This window comes from Bartonella sp. ML69XJBT, assembly GCF_028618515.1.
GTDB lineage: Bacteria > Pseudomonadota > Alphaproteobacteria > Rhizobiales > Rhizobiaceae > Bartonella.
This window is the reverse complement of record NZ_JAQITB010000014.1, coordinates 26488-42190: the sequence shown is the minus strand read 5'-3', so window position 1 is coordinate 42190 and position 15703 is coordinate 26488. Positions and strand designations below refer to the sequence as shown.

General features: G+C 37.1%; 22 protein-coding genes. 17 read left to right on the top strand and 5 right to left on the bottom strand.

Features of this window, described 5'->3' with window-relative positions; all coding sequences use genetic code 11:
- The first annotated feature begins 172 nt into the window (after positions 1–172).
- The 7 genes from PVV68_RS05960 to PVV68_RS05930 all read left to right on the top strand — a co-directional run bounded on the left by PVV68_RS05960 (position 173) and on the right by PVV68_RS05930 (position 2629).
- Positions 173–442, top strand: a complete 270-nt coding sequence (locus PVV68_RS05960; protein ID WP_273721044.1) for an EexN family lipoprotein — start codon at positions 173–175, stop codon at positions 440–442.
- A 64-nt stretch (positions 443–506) separates the two neighbouring features.
- A complete protein-coding gene (locus PVV68_RS05955) occupies positions 507–704 on the top strand; it encodes a hypothetical protein (RefSeq protein ID WP_273721043.1) in 198 nt (65 codons plus the stop codon).
- Positions 705–840: 136 nt separating this feature from the next.
- Positions 841–1203: an EexN family lipoprotein gene (locus PVV68_RS05950; protein WP_273721042.1), complete on the top strand. Its 363-nt coding sequence runs from the start codon at positions 841–843 to the stop codon at positions 1201–1203.
- Between the two features lie 26 nt (positions 1204–1229).
- Entirely contained in the window at positions 1230–1472 is a 243-nt protein-coding gene (locus tag PVV68_RS05945) for a type IV secretion system protein (RefSeq protein WP_342752686.1), read from the top strand.
- A gap of 96 nt (positions 1473–1568) precedes the next feature.
- The gene (locus PVV68_RS05940; protein WP_273721041.1) at positions 1569–1820 is read left to right on the top strand and encodes an EexN family lipoprotein; all 252 of its coding nucleotides are present in this window, start codon (positions 1569–1571) and stop codon (positions 1818–1820) included.
- A 95-nt stretch (positions 1821–1915) separates the two neighbouring features.
- Positions 1916–2161: a hypothetical protein gene (locus PVV68_RS05935; protein WP_342752685.1), complete on the top strand. Its 246-nt coding sequence runs from the start codon at positions 1916–1918 to the stop codon at positions 2159–2161.
- A gap of 96 nt (positions 2162–2257) precedes the next feature.
- Positions 2258–2629, top strand: a complete 372-nt coding sequence (locus PVV68_RS05930) for an EexN family lipoprotein (RefSeq protein WP_273721040.1) — start codon at positions 2258–2260, stop codon at positions 2627–2629.
- Between the two features lie 1168 nt (positions 2630–3797).
- On the opposite strand, the gene PVV68_RS05925 is transcribed toward PVV68_RS05930, so the two are convergent.
- Genes PVV68_RS05925 through PVV68_RS05915 form a run of 3 tightly spaced genes read right to left on the bottom strand, consistent with a single transcriptional unit; the run spans position 3798 to position 4814 of the window.
- Positions 3798–4400 (bottom strand): Fic family protein, encoded by a 603-nt coding sequence (locus PVV68_RS05925; RefSeq protein WP_273721039.1) that lies wholly within the window; start codon positions 4398–4400, stop codon positions 3798–3800.
- Complete coding sequence (locus PVV68_RS05920; protein WP_273721038.1) at positions 4387–4575, bottom strand: antitoxin VbhA family protein; 189 nt, start codon at positions 4573–4575, stop codon at positions 4387–4389. Before PVV68_RS05920 ends, PVV68_RS05925 begins: the two co-directional genes overlap by 14 nt.
- A 50-nt stretch (positions 4576–4625) precedes the next feature.
- Positions 4626–4814: an antitoxin VbhA family protein gene (locus PVV68_RS05915; protein WP_273721037.1), complete on the bottom strand. Its 189-nt coding sequence runs from the start codon at positions 4812–4814 to the stop codon at positions 4626–4628.
- A gap of 602 nt (positions 4815–5416) precedes the next feature.
- Between PVV68_RS05915 and PVV68_RS05910 the strand changes: the two genes are divergently transcribed.
- From PVV68_RS05910 to PVV68_RS05890, 5 genes are all read left to right on the top strand, one after another.
- Positions 5417–5779, top strand: a complete 363-nt coding sequence (locus PVV68_RS05910) for an ATP-binding cassette domain-containing protein (protein ID WP_273721036.1) — start codon at positions 5417–5419, stop codon at positions 5777–5779.
- A 2-nt stretch (positions 5780–5781) separates the two neighbouring features.
- On the top strand, positions 5782–6435 hold the full coding sequence (locus tag PVV68_RS05905; protein ID WP_273721035.1) for an ATP-binding cassette domain-containing protein: 654 nt from the start codon (positions 5782–5784) through the stop codon (positions 6433–6435).
- A 107-nt stretch (positions 6436–6542) separates the two neighbouring features.
- Entirely contained in the window at positions 6543–7235 is a 693-nt protein-coding gene (locus PVV68_RS05900) for an ABC-2 family transporter protein (RefSeq protein ID WP_273721034.1), read from the top strand.
- Complete coding sequence (locus PVV68_RS05895) at positions 7219–8007, top strand: ABC-2 family transporter protein (protein WP_273721033.1); 789 nt, start codon at positions 7219–7221, stop codon at positions 8005–8007. The genes PVV68_RS05900 and PVV68_RS05895 overlap by 17 nt, the downstream gene beginning before the upstream one ends.
- 852 nt (positions 8008–8859) lie before the next feature.
- Positions 8860–9816, top strand: a complete 957-nt coding sequence (locus PVV68_RS05890; RefSeq protein ID WP_273721032.1) for an ATP-grasp domain-containing protein — start codon at positions 8860–8862, stop codon at positions 9814–9816.
- A gap of 104 nt (positions 9817–9920) precedes the next feature.
- Here PVV68_RS05890 and PVV68_RS05885 read toward each other — a convergent pair whose 3' ends face one another.
- Together PVV68_RS05885 and PVV68_RS05880 are read right to left on the bottom strand one after the other, a co-directional pair.
- Complete coding sequence (locus PVV68_RS05885; RefSeq protein WP_273782734.1) at positions 9921–10157, bottom strand: hypothetical protein; 237 nt, start codon at positions 10155–10157, stop codon at positions 9921–9923.
- Positions 10158–10901: a hypothetical protein gene (locus PVV68_RS05880; protein WP_273721031.1), complete on the bottom strand. Its 744-nt coding sequence runs from the start codon at positions 10899–10901 to the stop codon at positions 10158–10160.
- Positions 10902–11267: 366 nt separating this feature from the next.
- On the opposite strand from PVV68_RS05880, the gene PVV68_RS05875 reads away from it, so the two are divergent.
- From PVV68_RS05875 to PVV68_RS05855, 5 genes are read left to right on the top strand one after another with little or no spacing between them, the layout of a single operon-like run.
- A complete protein-coding gene (locus PVV68_RS05875; protein ID WP_273721030.1) occupies positions 11268–11582 on the top strand; it encodes a TrbC/VirB2 family protein in 315 nt (104 codons plus the stop codon).
- Positions 11583–11894 carry a type IV secretion system protein VirB3 gene (locus PVV68_RS05870; protein ID WP_273721029.1) on the top strand — a complete coding sequence of 104 codons (312 nt, stop codon included), beginning with the start codon at positions 11583–11585 and terminating at the stop codon, positions 11892–11894.
- Positions 11891–14254, top strand: coding sequence for a VirB4 family type IV secretion/conjugal transfer ATPase (locus tag PVV68_RS05865; RefSeq protein WP_273782733.1), 2364 nt, complete (start codon positions 11891–11893; stop codon positions 14252–14254). Before PVV68_RS05870 ends, PVV68_RS05865 begins: the two co-directional genes overlap by 4 nt.
- Positions 14251–14730: a type IV secretion system protein VirB5 gene (locus tag PVV68_RS05860; protein WP_273721027.1), complete on the top strand. Its 480-nt coding sequence runs from the start codon at positions 14251–14253 to the stop codon at positions 14728–14730. The genes PVV68_RS05865 and PVV68_RS05860 overlap by 4 nt, the downstream gene beginning before the upstream one ends.
- Positions 14717–15685: a type IV secretion system protein gene (locus PVV68_RS05855; RefSeq protein ID WP_273721026.1), complete on the top strand. Its 969-nt coding sequence runs from the start codon at positions 14717–14719 to the stop codon at positions 15683–15685. The genes PVV68_RS05860 and PVV68_RS05855 overlap by 14 nt, the downstream gene beginning before the upstream one ends.
- Positions 15686–15703: the final 18 nt, after the last annotated feature.

Genomic DNA, 15703 nt, shown 5'->3' with positions numbered 1-15703 from the left:
ATCTATGGTCTTCTATGCCATTTTGGGATTTTATAGCAACAGTTTTCAAACTCGGCATCATTCTGTCTGTGCCCTAGATTTGTCATCACGGGTTACAAAAAACTAAAACACAGAGCATAATTTAAAAATTGTGCTCAACCGCAAAAACTGAAAGAAAGAAGGGGAAATATTTATGAATAAAGTTTTCATAACAACATTGCTACTTTGCACTGGAATTATCACTGCTGGTTGCGAAAAAACCTATAGCGTGGCAGAATTTAAAAAAGATAAAAAACTACTCAAAGAATGGGTTGCAAAATGTGGGGTAGCTGGGAATTCAAAAAATTGTGAAAATGCACGATTAGCAACAGCCGAACTTCGTAAAGAATATTACCATAACCTTGCAAATGAATTTCTTGGAAAGAATCAAGAACAAAAAGAATCTGAAAAGAAAGAAAAATAAACTATAAAAAGGGGTAAGTCTCCTCCAAGGAATTGAAGAACCACATATTGCAAAGGAACTAGTAATGGCACTTAGCGCTTTGTTTTTCTTTACGAAGATGGACAAGGCCGTCATGGATCCACTTATTAAGCTAATGGATCAAAGTATTGGCGGCCTTGCGGTTGGTTTACATAATCCAGTTAAACTCTCTGCCACAATTTATATCATTTTTCTTGGTTATAATGTTATCTATGGTCTTCTATGCCATTTTGGGATTTTATAGCAACAGTTTTCAAACTCGGCATCATTCTGTCTGTGCCCTAGATTTGTCATCACGGGTTACAAAAAACTAAAACACAGAGCATAATTTAAAAATTGTGCTCAACCGCAAAAACTGAAAGAAAGAAGGGGAAATATTTATGAATAAAGTTTTCATAACAACATTGCTACTTTGCACTGGAATTATCACTGCTGGTTGCGAAAAAACCTATAGCGTTGCAGAATTTAAAAAAGATGAAAATTTACGCTTAGAGTGGGACGCTAAATGTGGATTTGCAGGAACTTCAAAAAATTGTGAAAACATGCGGTTAGCATTTTTAGAACTTGATAAGGAACGTCAGGCAAAAGCAGCAGAAAGAAGTCGTAAAATTGACGAAGAAAATCGCAAATCAATGGAAAAATTGAAAGCTGAACAAGACGCTTGGATTGAACAAATGAGAGCTAAACGAGAAGCAAGAGAACGCGCTAAAAAAGAAGCTGAACAACAACAAAATAACCATTAATACACGATAAATAGCGGAGCATCTAAATGGCAATAGTAACCAAAGGCGTATTTACCGATATAGATGATATGTTGATGGAACCCCTTACAAAGACAATGAATGAAATCATTCACAATCTTTCATCGGCTTTAGGTGCTCCACTTAAGGTGTCTTGTACAATCTACATCGCATTTATGGGTTACAATATCATCTATGGGCGTTCTTCCATGCCATTTTGGGATTTTATAGCAACAATTTTCAAACTCGGCATCATTCTGTCTGTGCCCTAGATTTGTCATCACGGGTTACAAAAACCTAAAACACAGAGCATAATTTAAAAATTGTGCTCACACTTTAAAAACCGAAAGAAAGAAGGGGAAATATCTATGAATAAAGTTCTCATAACAACATTGTTGCTTTGCACAGGGTTCATCACCGCTGGATGTGAAAAAACCTATAGCGTCGCAGAATTTAAAAAAGATAAAAAACTACTCGAAGAATGGATGGTTAAATGCGGAATTTCAGCTAATTCGAAAAATTGTGAAAACGCACGAATAGCAGATCATGAACTTACTTCTGAAGAATATGAAGATATTGCCAATCAACTCCTTGAAGATGATAGCGAACAAAAAAACTGAAAAGAAAGAAAAATAAATTAATAAGTAAAAGACAAGTGCTTTTCAGCACCCTCAAAGAAATTTTAAAAATACACAATGCGTAGCGGGGCATTTATATGTCACTATTAGATAGAATGAAATTTTTGGGCATGATAGACCATGCAACAACAGAACCACTTGTGAAAGCAATGGATCAAAGTATAGCGAATCTTTCGGCAGCTTTATCTGCTCCAGTAACTGCTTCTGCTATAATCTACATTGCATTTATGGGCTACAATGTTACATATGGACGTTCTTCTATTCCCCTATGGGATTTTATAGCAACAGTTTTCAAACTCGGCATCATTCTGTCTGTGCCCTAGATTTGTCATCACGGGTTACAAAAAACTAAAACACAGAGCAGAATTTAAAAATTGTGCTCACACTTTAAAAACTGAAAGAAAGAAGGGGAAATATCTATGAATAAAGTTCTCATAACAACATTACTACTTTGCACCGGAATTATCACTGCTGGTTGCGAAAAAACCTATAGCGTAGCAGAATTTAAAAAAGATAAAAAATTGATGGAAGAATGGGGCGCAAGATGTGGCTTCACAGGAACTTCGAAAAATTGTGAAAACCTAAGATTAGCAGCACTTGAACTTGACAAAGAACGTCGGGAAAAAGCTGCAGAGAGAATTAGTAAACACAACGAAGAGCTTCGTGATGCTATGGAAAAATTTAAAGCCGAAATGCGTGCTCAAAGTGAAAAAAGTGAAGCTGAATATCAAAAAAGAAAAGCCGAACAAGAAGCAAAAGAACAAGCTGAAAAAACACAAAGCAACAATTAAATCAGAAATAATCAATTTTCAAAAACTTGATAGAATGGGCATGCAATGGCGTTTGACAAAATTACTCTGTTTAGCATGATAGACAACACTTTAACAGAACCCGTTGTCAGTGTAATGAATAACACTGTTAAACATCTTTCATTAAGTTTAAATGCTCCACTTAAAGTATCTTGTACACTCTACATTATATTTATAGGGTACAATATCATCTATGGGCGCTCTTCTATACCCTTATGGAACTTTATCTTGATACACCGTATAATAGCATCGTTTAGAGCAATGATATAAGGCATGTAAACTTTATATATAAAGCGTTTTTGAGTATGTAATGAATATTCAGGACAGGTTTTCTCTGAAGAACTTATGACTGCCCTAAAAGGCAGCGACATGAGGTGAGCTAAATAGAGCTTCCCCAAAAAACGAATGATTGACAGACCAGAACTGGCAGGAGTTTTCGTTCTTTAGAGTGAGGAAAAAGAGATATCAATTGCCCTATTTTTGTAATCCCCCTCTTTTGAGGGGGCAATAATGAAGAGATTCCATAAAATCAAGCGCGACTATTTTAATTCGAGACATAAACAAGAGCCGCTAGCAATTTTTACTGTATTCGCATAAGTCAAATGCCATATGATGTTCGAGCATTATATGAAATATTGAAATTTGGATTTTTTCTTAAAATTTCCTTTAAGGAATATCCTTCTTCAATGCGTTTTAAAATGAAATTTTTGTTGGTAAGAAAAACTATGTACATTTCCCCACTTTGTTCTCTGTTGCATGAACTCACAAAATCTTCATAGGATTTTGTGAGATTTATCGAATCTTTCTAAAACACCAGTATTTTTGTTAATCAAAAAAATATTTTGATAAGTTTTGTAAAAATTTTCTTTTCAAAAAATGGAAAAATGGCAAGATGTGTAATGTAGTGCTACGCAATAAATATTCCTTTACTTATTCGCATAAACTGCAAGGTAGAGAGTTCATTCTGTGACTTTTGCAGCGGACATTCAAATCTTTTTGCGATTGCGCAACCTCGAGTTCTTCTTTTTAAAGGTTGTCAGAAGCTGTCTTTATTCTATCCAAAAGTGGTGCAATTTTTTCTTTTTGTTTTTCCAATAATTCTTTATTGTTCTTAATATAAGAGGAGTTTTTAAAGACCTTGAGAAACCTTTTATTTTCTGTAAATTGGGGTAAGGTTTCTACGAATAAGTGCAGATAAGTATTCAGAATTCCCATGATACGCCGCAACTGATGCATGTATCATTTCTTGTTGCTCAAGAGAGCTCCAATCAATATAATAACCAGCTTCACGAGCCAGTTGCCCCATAAATTCACGCAATGTGCGTCCATTCCCCTCTCGAAACGGATGCAACACATTCAACTCACCCATATAATATCCAGCCCTTATACTAAATTCACCCATATCAAGACTACGCAGATAGTGGTCTTTTACCAGCTGCCGGGTAATATTGGATGCATAACTTTCAATCTGAGTATAATAAGCAAATATGCTATTGCCTTTGGCAATATTCAGCAAACGGATCTCTCCTGCCCATTCATAAACGTCACCAAACAGCTTTCTATGGATCTCTTTCATGTGAGCGAGATCAAACTTACCACGAAGAGGTGTCTGCATAAGTTCAAAAGATCTTACATAAGCGAAAGTAGATTCCACACGCTCCAATGTGGCTTTATCCTTCATCCCAAGCCGATTATACAACACACCAGTTTCAGGATCAGTATAAGGATCACCGCCGCCTTTATACTTCTCCACGTTTTATCCGTTCCATAAGATCCTTGATGACATCACTTGTTTCAAGTTCTCCAATAATAACCCGCTCCATCTGAGAAACGACCTGTGGATCTGGCTCCAACCCCTCTAAAAGTTGACTTGCTAATGCATTTTTAGCAGCAAAGCGACGTCGCTTAATTTCGTCTTCACTCAACATATCAAACCTCCTCCCCTTGACTATTATACCATTAAACTATCTTTTCATTCTCATACTTCACCACGTTTTACACGCTCTATATAATCTTTGATGATATCACCGATTTCAAGTTCACCAATAATAACCCGCTCCATTTGCGCAACAACCTGTGGATCGGGTTCCAACCCCTCTAAACGTTGACTTGCCAATGCATTTTCAGCATAGAGACGACGCAGCTTAATTTCATCTTCGCTCAACATATAAAAACCTCCCTTGCTTGCCTTTTACTATAACGCAACCACCTCCAAAAACAAAATACTTTACGTTTATTGACCATATGACATCCTTTGACTTTAGATACGCTATGGCATGATTTTTGATCTTGCACTTAATCGCTGCTATAAAATTTTTACAGCATTTATCAAAAGAATAAAAACAACTATTCCTTTTTCTAATGCGTTTCCTCTTGAAGCACGGTACCATCACACGAAAGAAACAGAATAACTCACCATTACTTATCACCTACGATACTGTCCTAATGCAAGTCTAGCATACTGATAGCATGAATTTACAGTTCATACTTTTGGCTGCACAATAATAAAGGACTTCAGCTCTCTGCCCATCAGGCTTCATCTCTGCCAAATATCATCTTGAAAAAACAAGAGCTTAGCATATCAATGCCTCATACAAACGAGCACATCTTACTGAAAAAACATACTGTCTCTCAATGAGATAAACTATTCAAGTGCGTTTTATTACGACAAAGGTCTAGGAATATGTCTCCTTTTCCGATAAATGAGAGCAGAGTTTAAGAGATTACGAGACCCTTAAACAAGATCAATTGAAAAGGGGGAGGAAACGAATGGCATCATTATTGATTGACCTTAACAAGGTCTCAAAAATATACTGCAGCAAAGAGCATGCACCTGGTTTTACAAACAAGGTGGTTTCTCTTTTCAAGCCAACCTATAAAAACCATCACGTTCTCAAAGAGATCAGTTTCACCCTTTTTTCAGGGCAATCACTCGCCATCGTTGGACCTAATGGAGCCGGAAAATCAACACTGATTAAAATACTTTCTGGTATACAAACAGCCGATGAGGGATGTGTTAAAGTCTTAGGAGTTGATCCTTATAAAACAAAAAAAGATTTGTTTAAGTCTCTGGGGGGCGTCTTTGGTCACAAAAATTGCTTATGGTGGGATTTGCCCTCCGCTATAGTCTAGAAATGGTCCAACCTTTATATGACCTTGAACGGAGCTCTTTTATCCGTGATCTTAAAGAAATCACTGCGTTATTGGACATTGAGCATATCATGGATAAGCCCGTGCGCATGCTAAGCCTTGGTGAAAGAGTAAAAAGTGAATTGGCGTTTAATTTGTCTTTTAGACCTAAGCTGTTGTTTTTAGATGAACCAACGATTGGTCTTGATATTAGCTCCAAACATGAAATCAGGGAACTGCTTAAAAAACTAAAAAGAGAGCAAGGCTTAGGATATATCATCACAAGTCATGATATGGGAGATATTGATGGGTATGTCGATGATATTCTTCTTTTGCATAAGGGAAAGAAGCAGTTTCATGGCGCTATGGATATACTCAAAGAGATGATCCCTTCATGGGTGAGAATAACAGTTTTTTGTGAACACCTGCCAACACCTTCAACCCTTATAGAAAACATTGATGAACTCGCCATAAAATTGTCCGCTCCTTTAAAAGAGAAACACTTTAATGATGAAAAATGTACACTAGAGATTTCACTGTTGCGTGAAGATGTTCCACGTTTCCTAAGAGAAATCGCAACAGAACTTAACTGTCCGTTTTCTGTCTCCACTCCCTCACTTGAAGAGATGCTCCGTGTTAAATTTAAAGAATTTATCTAACCATTGCTTTGCTCTGTTTTTCTTTGCCAAAAACGGCTTGCTCACCATCCTCAGTGACAGGGCAATGTTTTTTTACCGATTTTGTCATGGGAACACTCTCGCCCTTCATGATTCAACTTCTGTTGTGGAATGCCCTTTTTTCTGATACGGGCAACAACATAAACGGTTTTGGTTTTCATGATATGATGTATTATTATGCCTTTGCCTTAGTTTTCTCACGCTTAAACAATGGTTACGGCATCATTCAATCTTTCTCTAAGCATGTGAAAGAAGGGCAATTAGAAGTCTATCTCACCAAACCATTCAGTTACATGACACAAATGTTGTTGCCCTTTTTGGGTGAAAGTGTGCTCTATGCCATTCCCTTAATAGCTCTTTTTACTGTAAAGCTTATTTTATCATACGAAAATATTTTAGGATTGATCATCGCTTTTCTGTTATTTTTTCTCATTTTTGTTCTCTCCCAATTGCTGTGTTTTTTTCTCTCCTTTGCCATTGCCTTATTGAGTTTCTGGGTGATTGAATACAATATCTTGCTCTCTTTTAGTATTCTTAGTTCAGCACTTCTTGGCGGTACCCTTTTACCTCCCTCTTTTTGGCCAACATGGCTTATTCCATTGATGCAGTATAATCCCTATCGTTTCATCATATCAGCCCCTGCTGAATTCCTCTCCACAAAAAACCTAGCGGTGTTTCAACAATTGATGTTGGGAAGTGTTTTTTATATTTTGTGTCTTTTATTCTTTATTCATCTTGTCTGGAAAAAAGGAATGAAAGCGTATCATGGAGCGGGAGGATGAGATGAAAATAATTCTTCATTTTATCGATATGAATATGCGCCGACAACTTGTTTACGGTAAAAACTTCATTGGAGAATTTCTTCTTTCTCTTTGCTATTATTTTATTCAATTCACCTTTATTGACAGAATTTCTTGCTTTTCAGGAAATATTGAGAGCTATAGCAGAGATGAAATTCATTTTATCTTTGTTGTCTTCATTTTACTTGGGATATTTTTGAATATTTTTACCAGCTCTATTGAAACATTTTTTGAAAAAGTAGCAGAAGGTAAAATTGAGGGATATTTGACAAAGCCTGTTTCAATTTGGCTGTTAATCTTGCTTGGCTGGTGCAGACCTCTTTATCTGATTAAATTTTTGCTTGTTGGTGTGAGTGCTTATTCCTTTGTCTCATTACCCGATATGTCAGAGATAAAACTGCAATGGCTTTCTTTTATTCTGGCCATAATTTGTGTCTTTATCATAAACTTGTGTTTTTTCATGATGTTCAACTTTATAACATTCATGACCAACCGTAAGATGCCGGTTGCCTATTTTCATGCCATGCTTTACCAACTTTCCTTTATCCCCATAGCAATTTATCCCTTAAATCTTGTGAAAGGACTGCTTTTTTTGCTGCCCATGGCTTTTTCGGCGTCCCTCCCCGTCTCACTCCTGCTTGGTAAAAATGAATGGCCTATCAGTTCTCTTGTGTTAAGCACTGTCTTTACCATGGTCATGACTTTGATCGTCTATAAGAAAACAATCCGTAAATTCAATGGATTGGGTGGATGAGACGAAAATCAGCATAATGCCAGCAACATCGCAAAATTATCCTTCAAAGAAGATTGTTAAAAAAATCGGATATTTTTCTGATTTTTTCCACATGATAAGGTGCGGTTTAGATGCCAACTCTCCCCTATAATCATGATTTCACAACCGCGTGAGAAAGACAAAACAAGCCTCTTAAAAACCTCTTTTCTTTGCATTGATTGTTCCATTCAAAAATATTGATTTCCTTAAATGATCACGCTGACACACTTTCTAGCGTACCATACTCAATGCTCTGTTCTTAAGCACATATTCGCCCTCTTGGCGACTCTTCATGAACATGCATCTTAGAGCCATCAATAACACCTCTTACAAATCACTTCATTGCCACTCTTTGCCCAATAAAAGAGATCAAAATAGTTCCCATTCATGGAATGATTATTAAAATCCCAAAAAGCAAAACTCTAAGGATATCAGAGAATAAAGGATCAATAAAAAATTGTTGACGAAACATCGCTTGTCCATTTTATAATTTTTATTTCAAAAAACTTGTAAGTATTTTTAAAGAAATATAAAAAACAACATTCCATAAGGGAGAAAAGTCATGAAAAATTCTATTCTTTGGCTTGGAATTCCCTCTTATGAAAACGAACAGGAAGCTATTTTCAATGCCTGCCATGAACTTGGTTAAATATCGTACTTTTAGCTCCTACTTGCCCTAAAATATGAGAAAATCGTGTCGATTTTTTCAAAGTTAACCTAGCAGATAATCATCAAGTACTCACCCTTGTTGAAGAGATTAAAAAGAACCGAAAATTTGTTTTATCTCTTTCATGGACTAATCCTTACGTTGAGCTTAATACGCTAGTATCACAGATGTTAGAAACGCCTGGAACAAGTGTTTCGTCTGCAACAAGAGCCAGAAATAAATATGAAATGATAAAAACTGTATGGGAAACTTATCCAGAAGACACCCCATCATTTAAATTAATGAAAGAAGAGGCAGATCTTAGCAACATCTCATTTCCCTGTGTGCTTAAACCAATAAGTTCTTCAGGTGCAAAAGGAATATATTACGCAGAAAACGAAAAACAAATGAAAGATGCATTTTATGGACTTATCAACCTTGGTAAAGAAGGGCATGATCAATGGAATTATAACCGTTATGGTCTTCATTTTTTATGCAAGTCTTATCTTTCCGATCAGGAAGTTTCTGTCGCAGGTGTTGTTGTAAATGAAGAATGCTATATTACAGGTATTGGGGATAAAAAAGTCACGGAACCTTGGTTTACAGAATACCAGTATATTTTCCAAACAAGATTAAATGATGAAGTAAAAATCGAAATTGAAAAGGCTACATATAATATTGTTAACGTCCTTGGGTTAAAAAATACCCCCTTTCATTTAGAGGCAAGATGGACAAAAGATGGCTTTAAATTCATTGAAATCGCAGCACGTATTAGAGGTGGAGTAACCACAACACATATTGTGAGCAATGCTTTAGGAATAAACTGGATTAAAAATGTCGTTTCTGCATTGATCAATAATGAAGTTGTTGAGATTCCTAAAGTAAAAACTTATACAGGCATTCATTACAGTATAGCCACTCAGGCTGGTAGATTGAAACACTATGAGTATCCTGAGGATTTACGCCATTCAAAAGCATTTCTTCACGCAAAATATTTGATAAAAAATGGAGATATTGTCTTGCTTCCTCCTGAAGATTTTTCCTATTTACTTTTAGGATATATCCTTGCAAAGGGGGAAAATTATAGTGAAGTGGCGAATTTTTTCAAAAAAGTATCTGAAGAAACCATGATTGAGGTAGAATAATTATAAAGATAAGAAATGGCTAAAAAAATTGAATTTTATGACTAAACACTACACGTAATGTTCCACTATAGAAAATTTTAGCATTTTTAGATGCTCTCTTTCTCCTATAAACATAAACCAATAAAAGATTTCTTGCCACTAACAATAGCAGCTCTTTGTTGTGTACAGCACATCCATAAAACAGAGGGCGGATATAAAAAAACAGACTTTGAAAATGAATATAGGCTATATCCACCACTATGAAAAACAGTGGCAAAGATTTTTATAGCTTCTTTCAATTTTTCTTCACGCTCTGTTTCTATTCGCGTTGTAAATTTCTCGATAGTAACTATATGAGCCAATTAAAAGTCTGCAAAGGGATTATACGATCCATTATCCCGCCGCCATTGGAAAGGTTCCGTAAACTCACTAGACCAAAGACCGATTTTGTTGTTGCGTGCACTCTCTTCAGCGTAGCGATACTGCGTTGGAACAGGATTTTTACTTTCTTTTGAAAGCACCAACATCCCTTCTGCAAGACCTGCTTCAGCTAAATCAACGCCATCAACGAAACATTGTGCATAAGAAATACCATTATGCATAAGAGCCTGCTTACAGGATAAACTCCGCCCCAGTGTTTTGGTCACCAGCCAAGCCGTTGTAACCGCACCACAGGGCCATTCTTGATCATTTAATTTTGCCTTTTGACGCGGCGCACAACTATCCACACCATAGAGATGAATATTGCGCGTCATGTGTTTACGCCAAGATTGTGCAACAGGGGTAAGCAATTTAAATGTAACACCACTGGTAACTGATACCTTCCCCTGAAAAACAGTTGTATTACCCCGTAAAACACTGTTCTGCAAATTCACAGCTGGTTCGTTTTTTGCTAACTTCTGTTTGATGATGGGTTCCATTGTTTTTTTCTCTGCCAAATAGATATTAACAATATCTTGGGCATCCTGCGTCGTAAAAGTCTTGAAACTACTCAAATCTATTTTATCTTTATATTGGCTTATTCCCCACGACATAGAGCCCACAATATAAATAATAACGACCCATTTAAATCGTATTCGTTTGATACATTCGTTTAAAAAGTGCATTATTTCTTTGCCTTTTCACATTTTTATCAACAACTTACCTACTCTTTAAGGAAAAAACTCTAAGTAAGATATGTTGAGTGTTAACGACATTTTGTAAATAAAGAATATTATTCTCACACGATTGGCTATTACCATTTTGAGATGAGATACAACTTAAAATTGCCATTTTTGTGTAACACAATCATAAAATGAAAAAAATATTTTGTCTCTTTAAAAGATTAAAGAAGAAGATTTTGGGAGTGCGTAAGGACCACTATCAAAGCCTTTTAAAAATAATCGAGGGGCATTGAGGCTGTAAATCAGAGGGGAGAAAAATTTTCAGCCATAAAGAGACAAGAGATCAATAAACAGTCAAAGAGAGGTAAAATGACAAACACTTTATCCAAAAACGGCATATTTATCGTTTTCATGCTGCTTTTGACAGCACTCATTTTAATAGAACCTTCTTATGCCGCTGATACTTCACAGGGATTTGGAAAGCTTGATAGTGTTTTAAGCAGTATCGTTGATACGATGACAGGAAATACAGCAAAGCTTATTGCGGTTATATGTGTTATTGGCGTGGGGATTGCTTGGATGTACGGCTTTTTTGATTTACGCAAAGCAGCCTTTGTTATTATCGGCATTGGTATTGTTTTTGGGGCTCCTGCGCTCGTTGGTAAATTAATGGGCTCATCATAAATGAACGAAGATACTCTTTTCCTTGCCTGTACAAGGCCCGCTATGATTGCGGGTGTCACAATAGAAGCGATGGCACTTAATGGTATGGCAACAACCATCCTTTTTATTCTAACCAGCGGTTTTACCATGATTGGCCTTGGCGTTGGTATGCACTTTGTTTTGCGTGAAGTCACAAAATACGACCACAATCAATTTCGCGTACTCTTTGCTTGGCTCAATACAAGGGGAAAACAAAAAAACATCACAAGATGGGGAGGAGGTTCTACATCTCCTCTACGTCTTATCCGTACTTATAAGGAACTAGGCAGATGAAGCAGACGGCCATCATGAAACGGGAAATTTTGCCTGAAGAATATATTCCCTATATACGCCACGTCAATCAGCACGTCATTGCTTTGAACTCGCGTTGCTTGATGATTGTGATGGCCGTTGATGGTGTGAATTTTGACACGGTCGATATCGATCAAATAAATTCCTTACACAACCAATTAAACACACTGTTAAAAAATATTGCCGATGAGCGTGTTGCTTTATATTCTCACATTATCCGCCGGCGTGAAACGATTTATCCAGACAGTCAATTTTCTTCATCTTTTGCCGCAACCTTAGATGCAAAATACAAAAAGAAAATGGTTTCACAAGAGCTTTATAGAAATGATCTGTTTGTTTCCCTACTGTGGAATCCAGCATCCGATAAAACAGAACAGCTCGCTTCCTTTTTTCAGCGCTTAACAAAAGCCAAAAAAACACAATCTGAACCAGATCAGGAAGCCATCCGAAAACTTGAAGAGTTAAGCCAAGACTTTATGGAAGGTTTGGAAGCCTATAATCCACGTCTCTTATCCATTTATGAGCATGACGGTATTTTATTTTCTGAACAAAGCGAATTTCTCCACCAGTTGGTGGGAGGAAGACGTGAACGTATTCCCCTGACATTTGGCACCATTGCCTCAACGATTTATTCCGATCGTGTCATTTTTGGCAAAGAAATTATTGAAATTCGCCATGAAAGCAATGAACGCTTTGTTGGTATGTTTGGCTGGAAAGAATATCCCTCAAGAACACGCCCAGGTATGACCGATGGTTTACTCACCGTCCCCTTTGAATTCATTTTAACACAGTCTTTTGTCTTTAAGAGTAAAACGGCTGCCAGTACCATTATGGGACGCAAACAAAATCAAATGATTAGTGCGGCCGATCGTGCCAGTTCACAAATTGTAGCGCTCGATGAAGCCCTTGATGATTTAGAATCCAACCGTTTTGTTTTGGGCGAACATCATATTTCTCTAGCCGTTTTTGCTGATCATCCCAAAATGTTGTCTGAGAATCTCTCAAAAGCACGTTCACATTTAACCAATGGTGGAGCCGTTATTTCACGAGAAGATTTAGGATTGGAAGCGACTTGGTGGGCACAATTGCCAGGAAATTTTAGCTATCGTGCACGCTCTGGAGCGATTACCAGCAGAAATTTTGCGGCGTTATCACCCTTTCACTCCTTTCCCATTGGTAAATTGGAGGGTAATGTTTGGGGAACTGCTGTAGCATTGTTGAAAACACAAGCAGGTTCCCCTTATTATTTTAATTTTCATTATGGTGATCTTGGCAATACCTTTGTTTGCGGTCCATCGGGATCTGGTAAAACGGTTATTGTTAATTTTCTTCTCGCCCAATTACAAAAACACAATCCGACCATGGTCTTTTTCGATAAAGATCAAGGGGCCGAGATTTTTGTGCGAGCAGGAGGTGGCAAATACAAACCTTTAAAGAACGGACAGCCTACTGGTATTGCCCCCTTAAAAGGTATGGAATACACCGAAAAAAATAAAATCTTTCTTCGTAATTGGATCTTAAAGCTCGTCACAACTGAAGGACAAACAGTCACAGAAGAAGAGCGACAAGATATCGCCAAAGCCATTGATTCCTTAGCAAGTTTACCCCGTGCACAACGCTCTTTAAGCGCTCTTCAACTGTTTTTTGATAACACATCAAAAGAAGGAATTGCCATACGCTTACAACCTTGGATAAGAGGAGATGCTTTAGGCTGGGTGTTTGATAACGATCAAGATGATCTCAATTTAAATGCTCAATTTATTGGTTATGACATGACCGATTTCTTAGACAATGAAGAAATTCGGCGTCCCTTGATGATGTACCTCTTTCACCGCATTCTTGATCTTATTGATGGACGACGCATTATTATTGTTATTGATGAATTTTGGAAAGCACTTGAAGATGATTCATTTAAAGCTTTTGCCCAAGACCGTCTGAAAACAATCCGTAAACAAAACGGGATGATGTTGTTTGCAACGCAAAGCCCCAAAGACGCTTTAAACTCAACAATTGCCCATACAATTATTGAGCAATGCCCCACACAAATATTTTTTCCAAATCAAAAAGCAAATTATCAAGATTACGTTGAAGATTTCAAACTGACTGAGCGTGAATTTGAACTGATACAGTCAGAATTGAGCAGAGAATCCCGTCGTTTCCTTATCAAACAAGGACAAAATTCCGTTGTTGCAGAACTTAACTTACGCGGAATGAACGATGAGATCGCCGTCTTAAGCGGCACAACCAAAAATATTGAACTCGTGAACCAAATTATCAACGAATATGGAGAAACCCCCGATGAATGGCTCCCCATATTTCATCAAAGGAGAGAAAAACAATGAAAAAATATAGCTTAATCACACTGTTATCTTTGTCTTTCAGCCCTTATGCAAATGCACAAACCACCCAAAATGTAGATGAATATTATAAAAGTGCATTAGAAAGTAGGCAGCAAGTACAGGCTTCAACACAAGAAACAGCTGAATCGATTTACGCATCGACAACTGAAACTACCAAAAAAATTGAAGAAATAAGGCAAGAAATTGAAAAGTTAAAATTAAAAACAGAGACAAAACCTGAAGAAATGCAAGCACTTCGACAAGAACTTCAAACAAAACTCTCTCTTCTTCAGACGCAACTTCAAACAGATACTCTAAAACTTCAATATCTCACTATGCTTCAAGCAAAAAATAGCAAAACCAAAGAAGAGCTTCATGAAGAAACAACGCAAGGAGAACGTAAAAAGATTCAAGATCAACTAGCAGAAAAAGAAAAAAAATTAGAAGCACAAGTTGAGAGATCGAATGTCCGACTTTAAGTTTTCCCCGTTTGGGACTGTTTCTGAATATATTGTAGCACCACTCGACAATGTGATGAACACAACGGTGAGTGGGCTATCTTCTGCGATTTCAGCACCACTTAATCTTGCTGCAATTATTTTTACCTTTTTATATGGCTATAATGTTATGACAGGTCGTGTAGCCCTTTCTATGCATAGTCTCCTCAATAATGTGGTTAAGATCGTTGTTGTCACAACAATGGCAACGAATGCAGATACATTTAATATCTATGTCAAAGATATTTTCTTTAATGATTTAGTAAACGCTATTGGAAATGCGCTCAACAGCAATCCTGCGAATTCCAATGTCTTTGATTATATTTTGTTAAAGGCAAGTTATCGCTTTCAAGAAGTCTTATACAATGCTTGGTTTTTTGAAAAAATTGTTGTTGCTATTCTTGGTGGTGTAATGCTTGTGACCGTTATTTTCTTTTGTATAGGTGGTTTTATTGTCCAAATGTTTGCACAAGTTGCACTGGTAATGATTATAGGTCTTGGTCCCCTCTTTATCAGTTTATACTTATTCAATGCAACGCGAAAATACACCGAAGCGTGGATTTCAACTTTGATCAATTTTACCATTTTACAAGTTCTCGTGATCATGCTTGGAACGATTATATGTCAAATTATCCTGCAGGTTCTTAAAGTTTCCTATGAGTCAATCTATATTCTTTTCCCACCTGTCATCGTCATTTCGATCATAGGGGTTATTATCTTCCGCGCACTTCCAGGTCTTGCTTCAGCCTTAGCTGCTGGTGGGCCATACTTTAACGCTGGTGTATCTTCAGGAGGACAGATTGCTTCAATGCTTTACAATAGCGCTAAATCGGGTGGACATAGTGTCGCTTCACACCTTACAAGTACAGCAAGTTCTGCAAGCAGAGCAGCAAGTACAGCAGCAAAATTGGGAGGGCGAGGACGTGGTCGCTTTTAAGAGACATCTCTTTAAAAG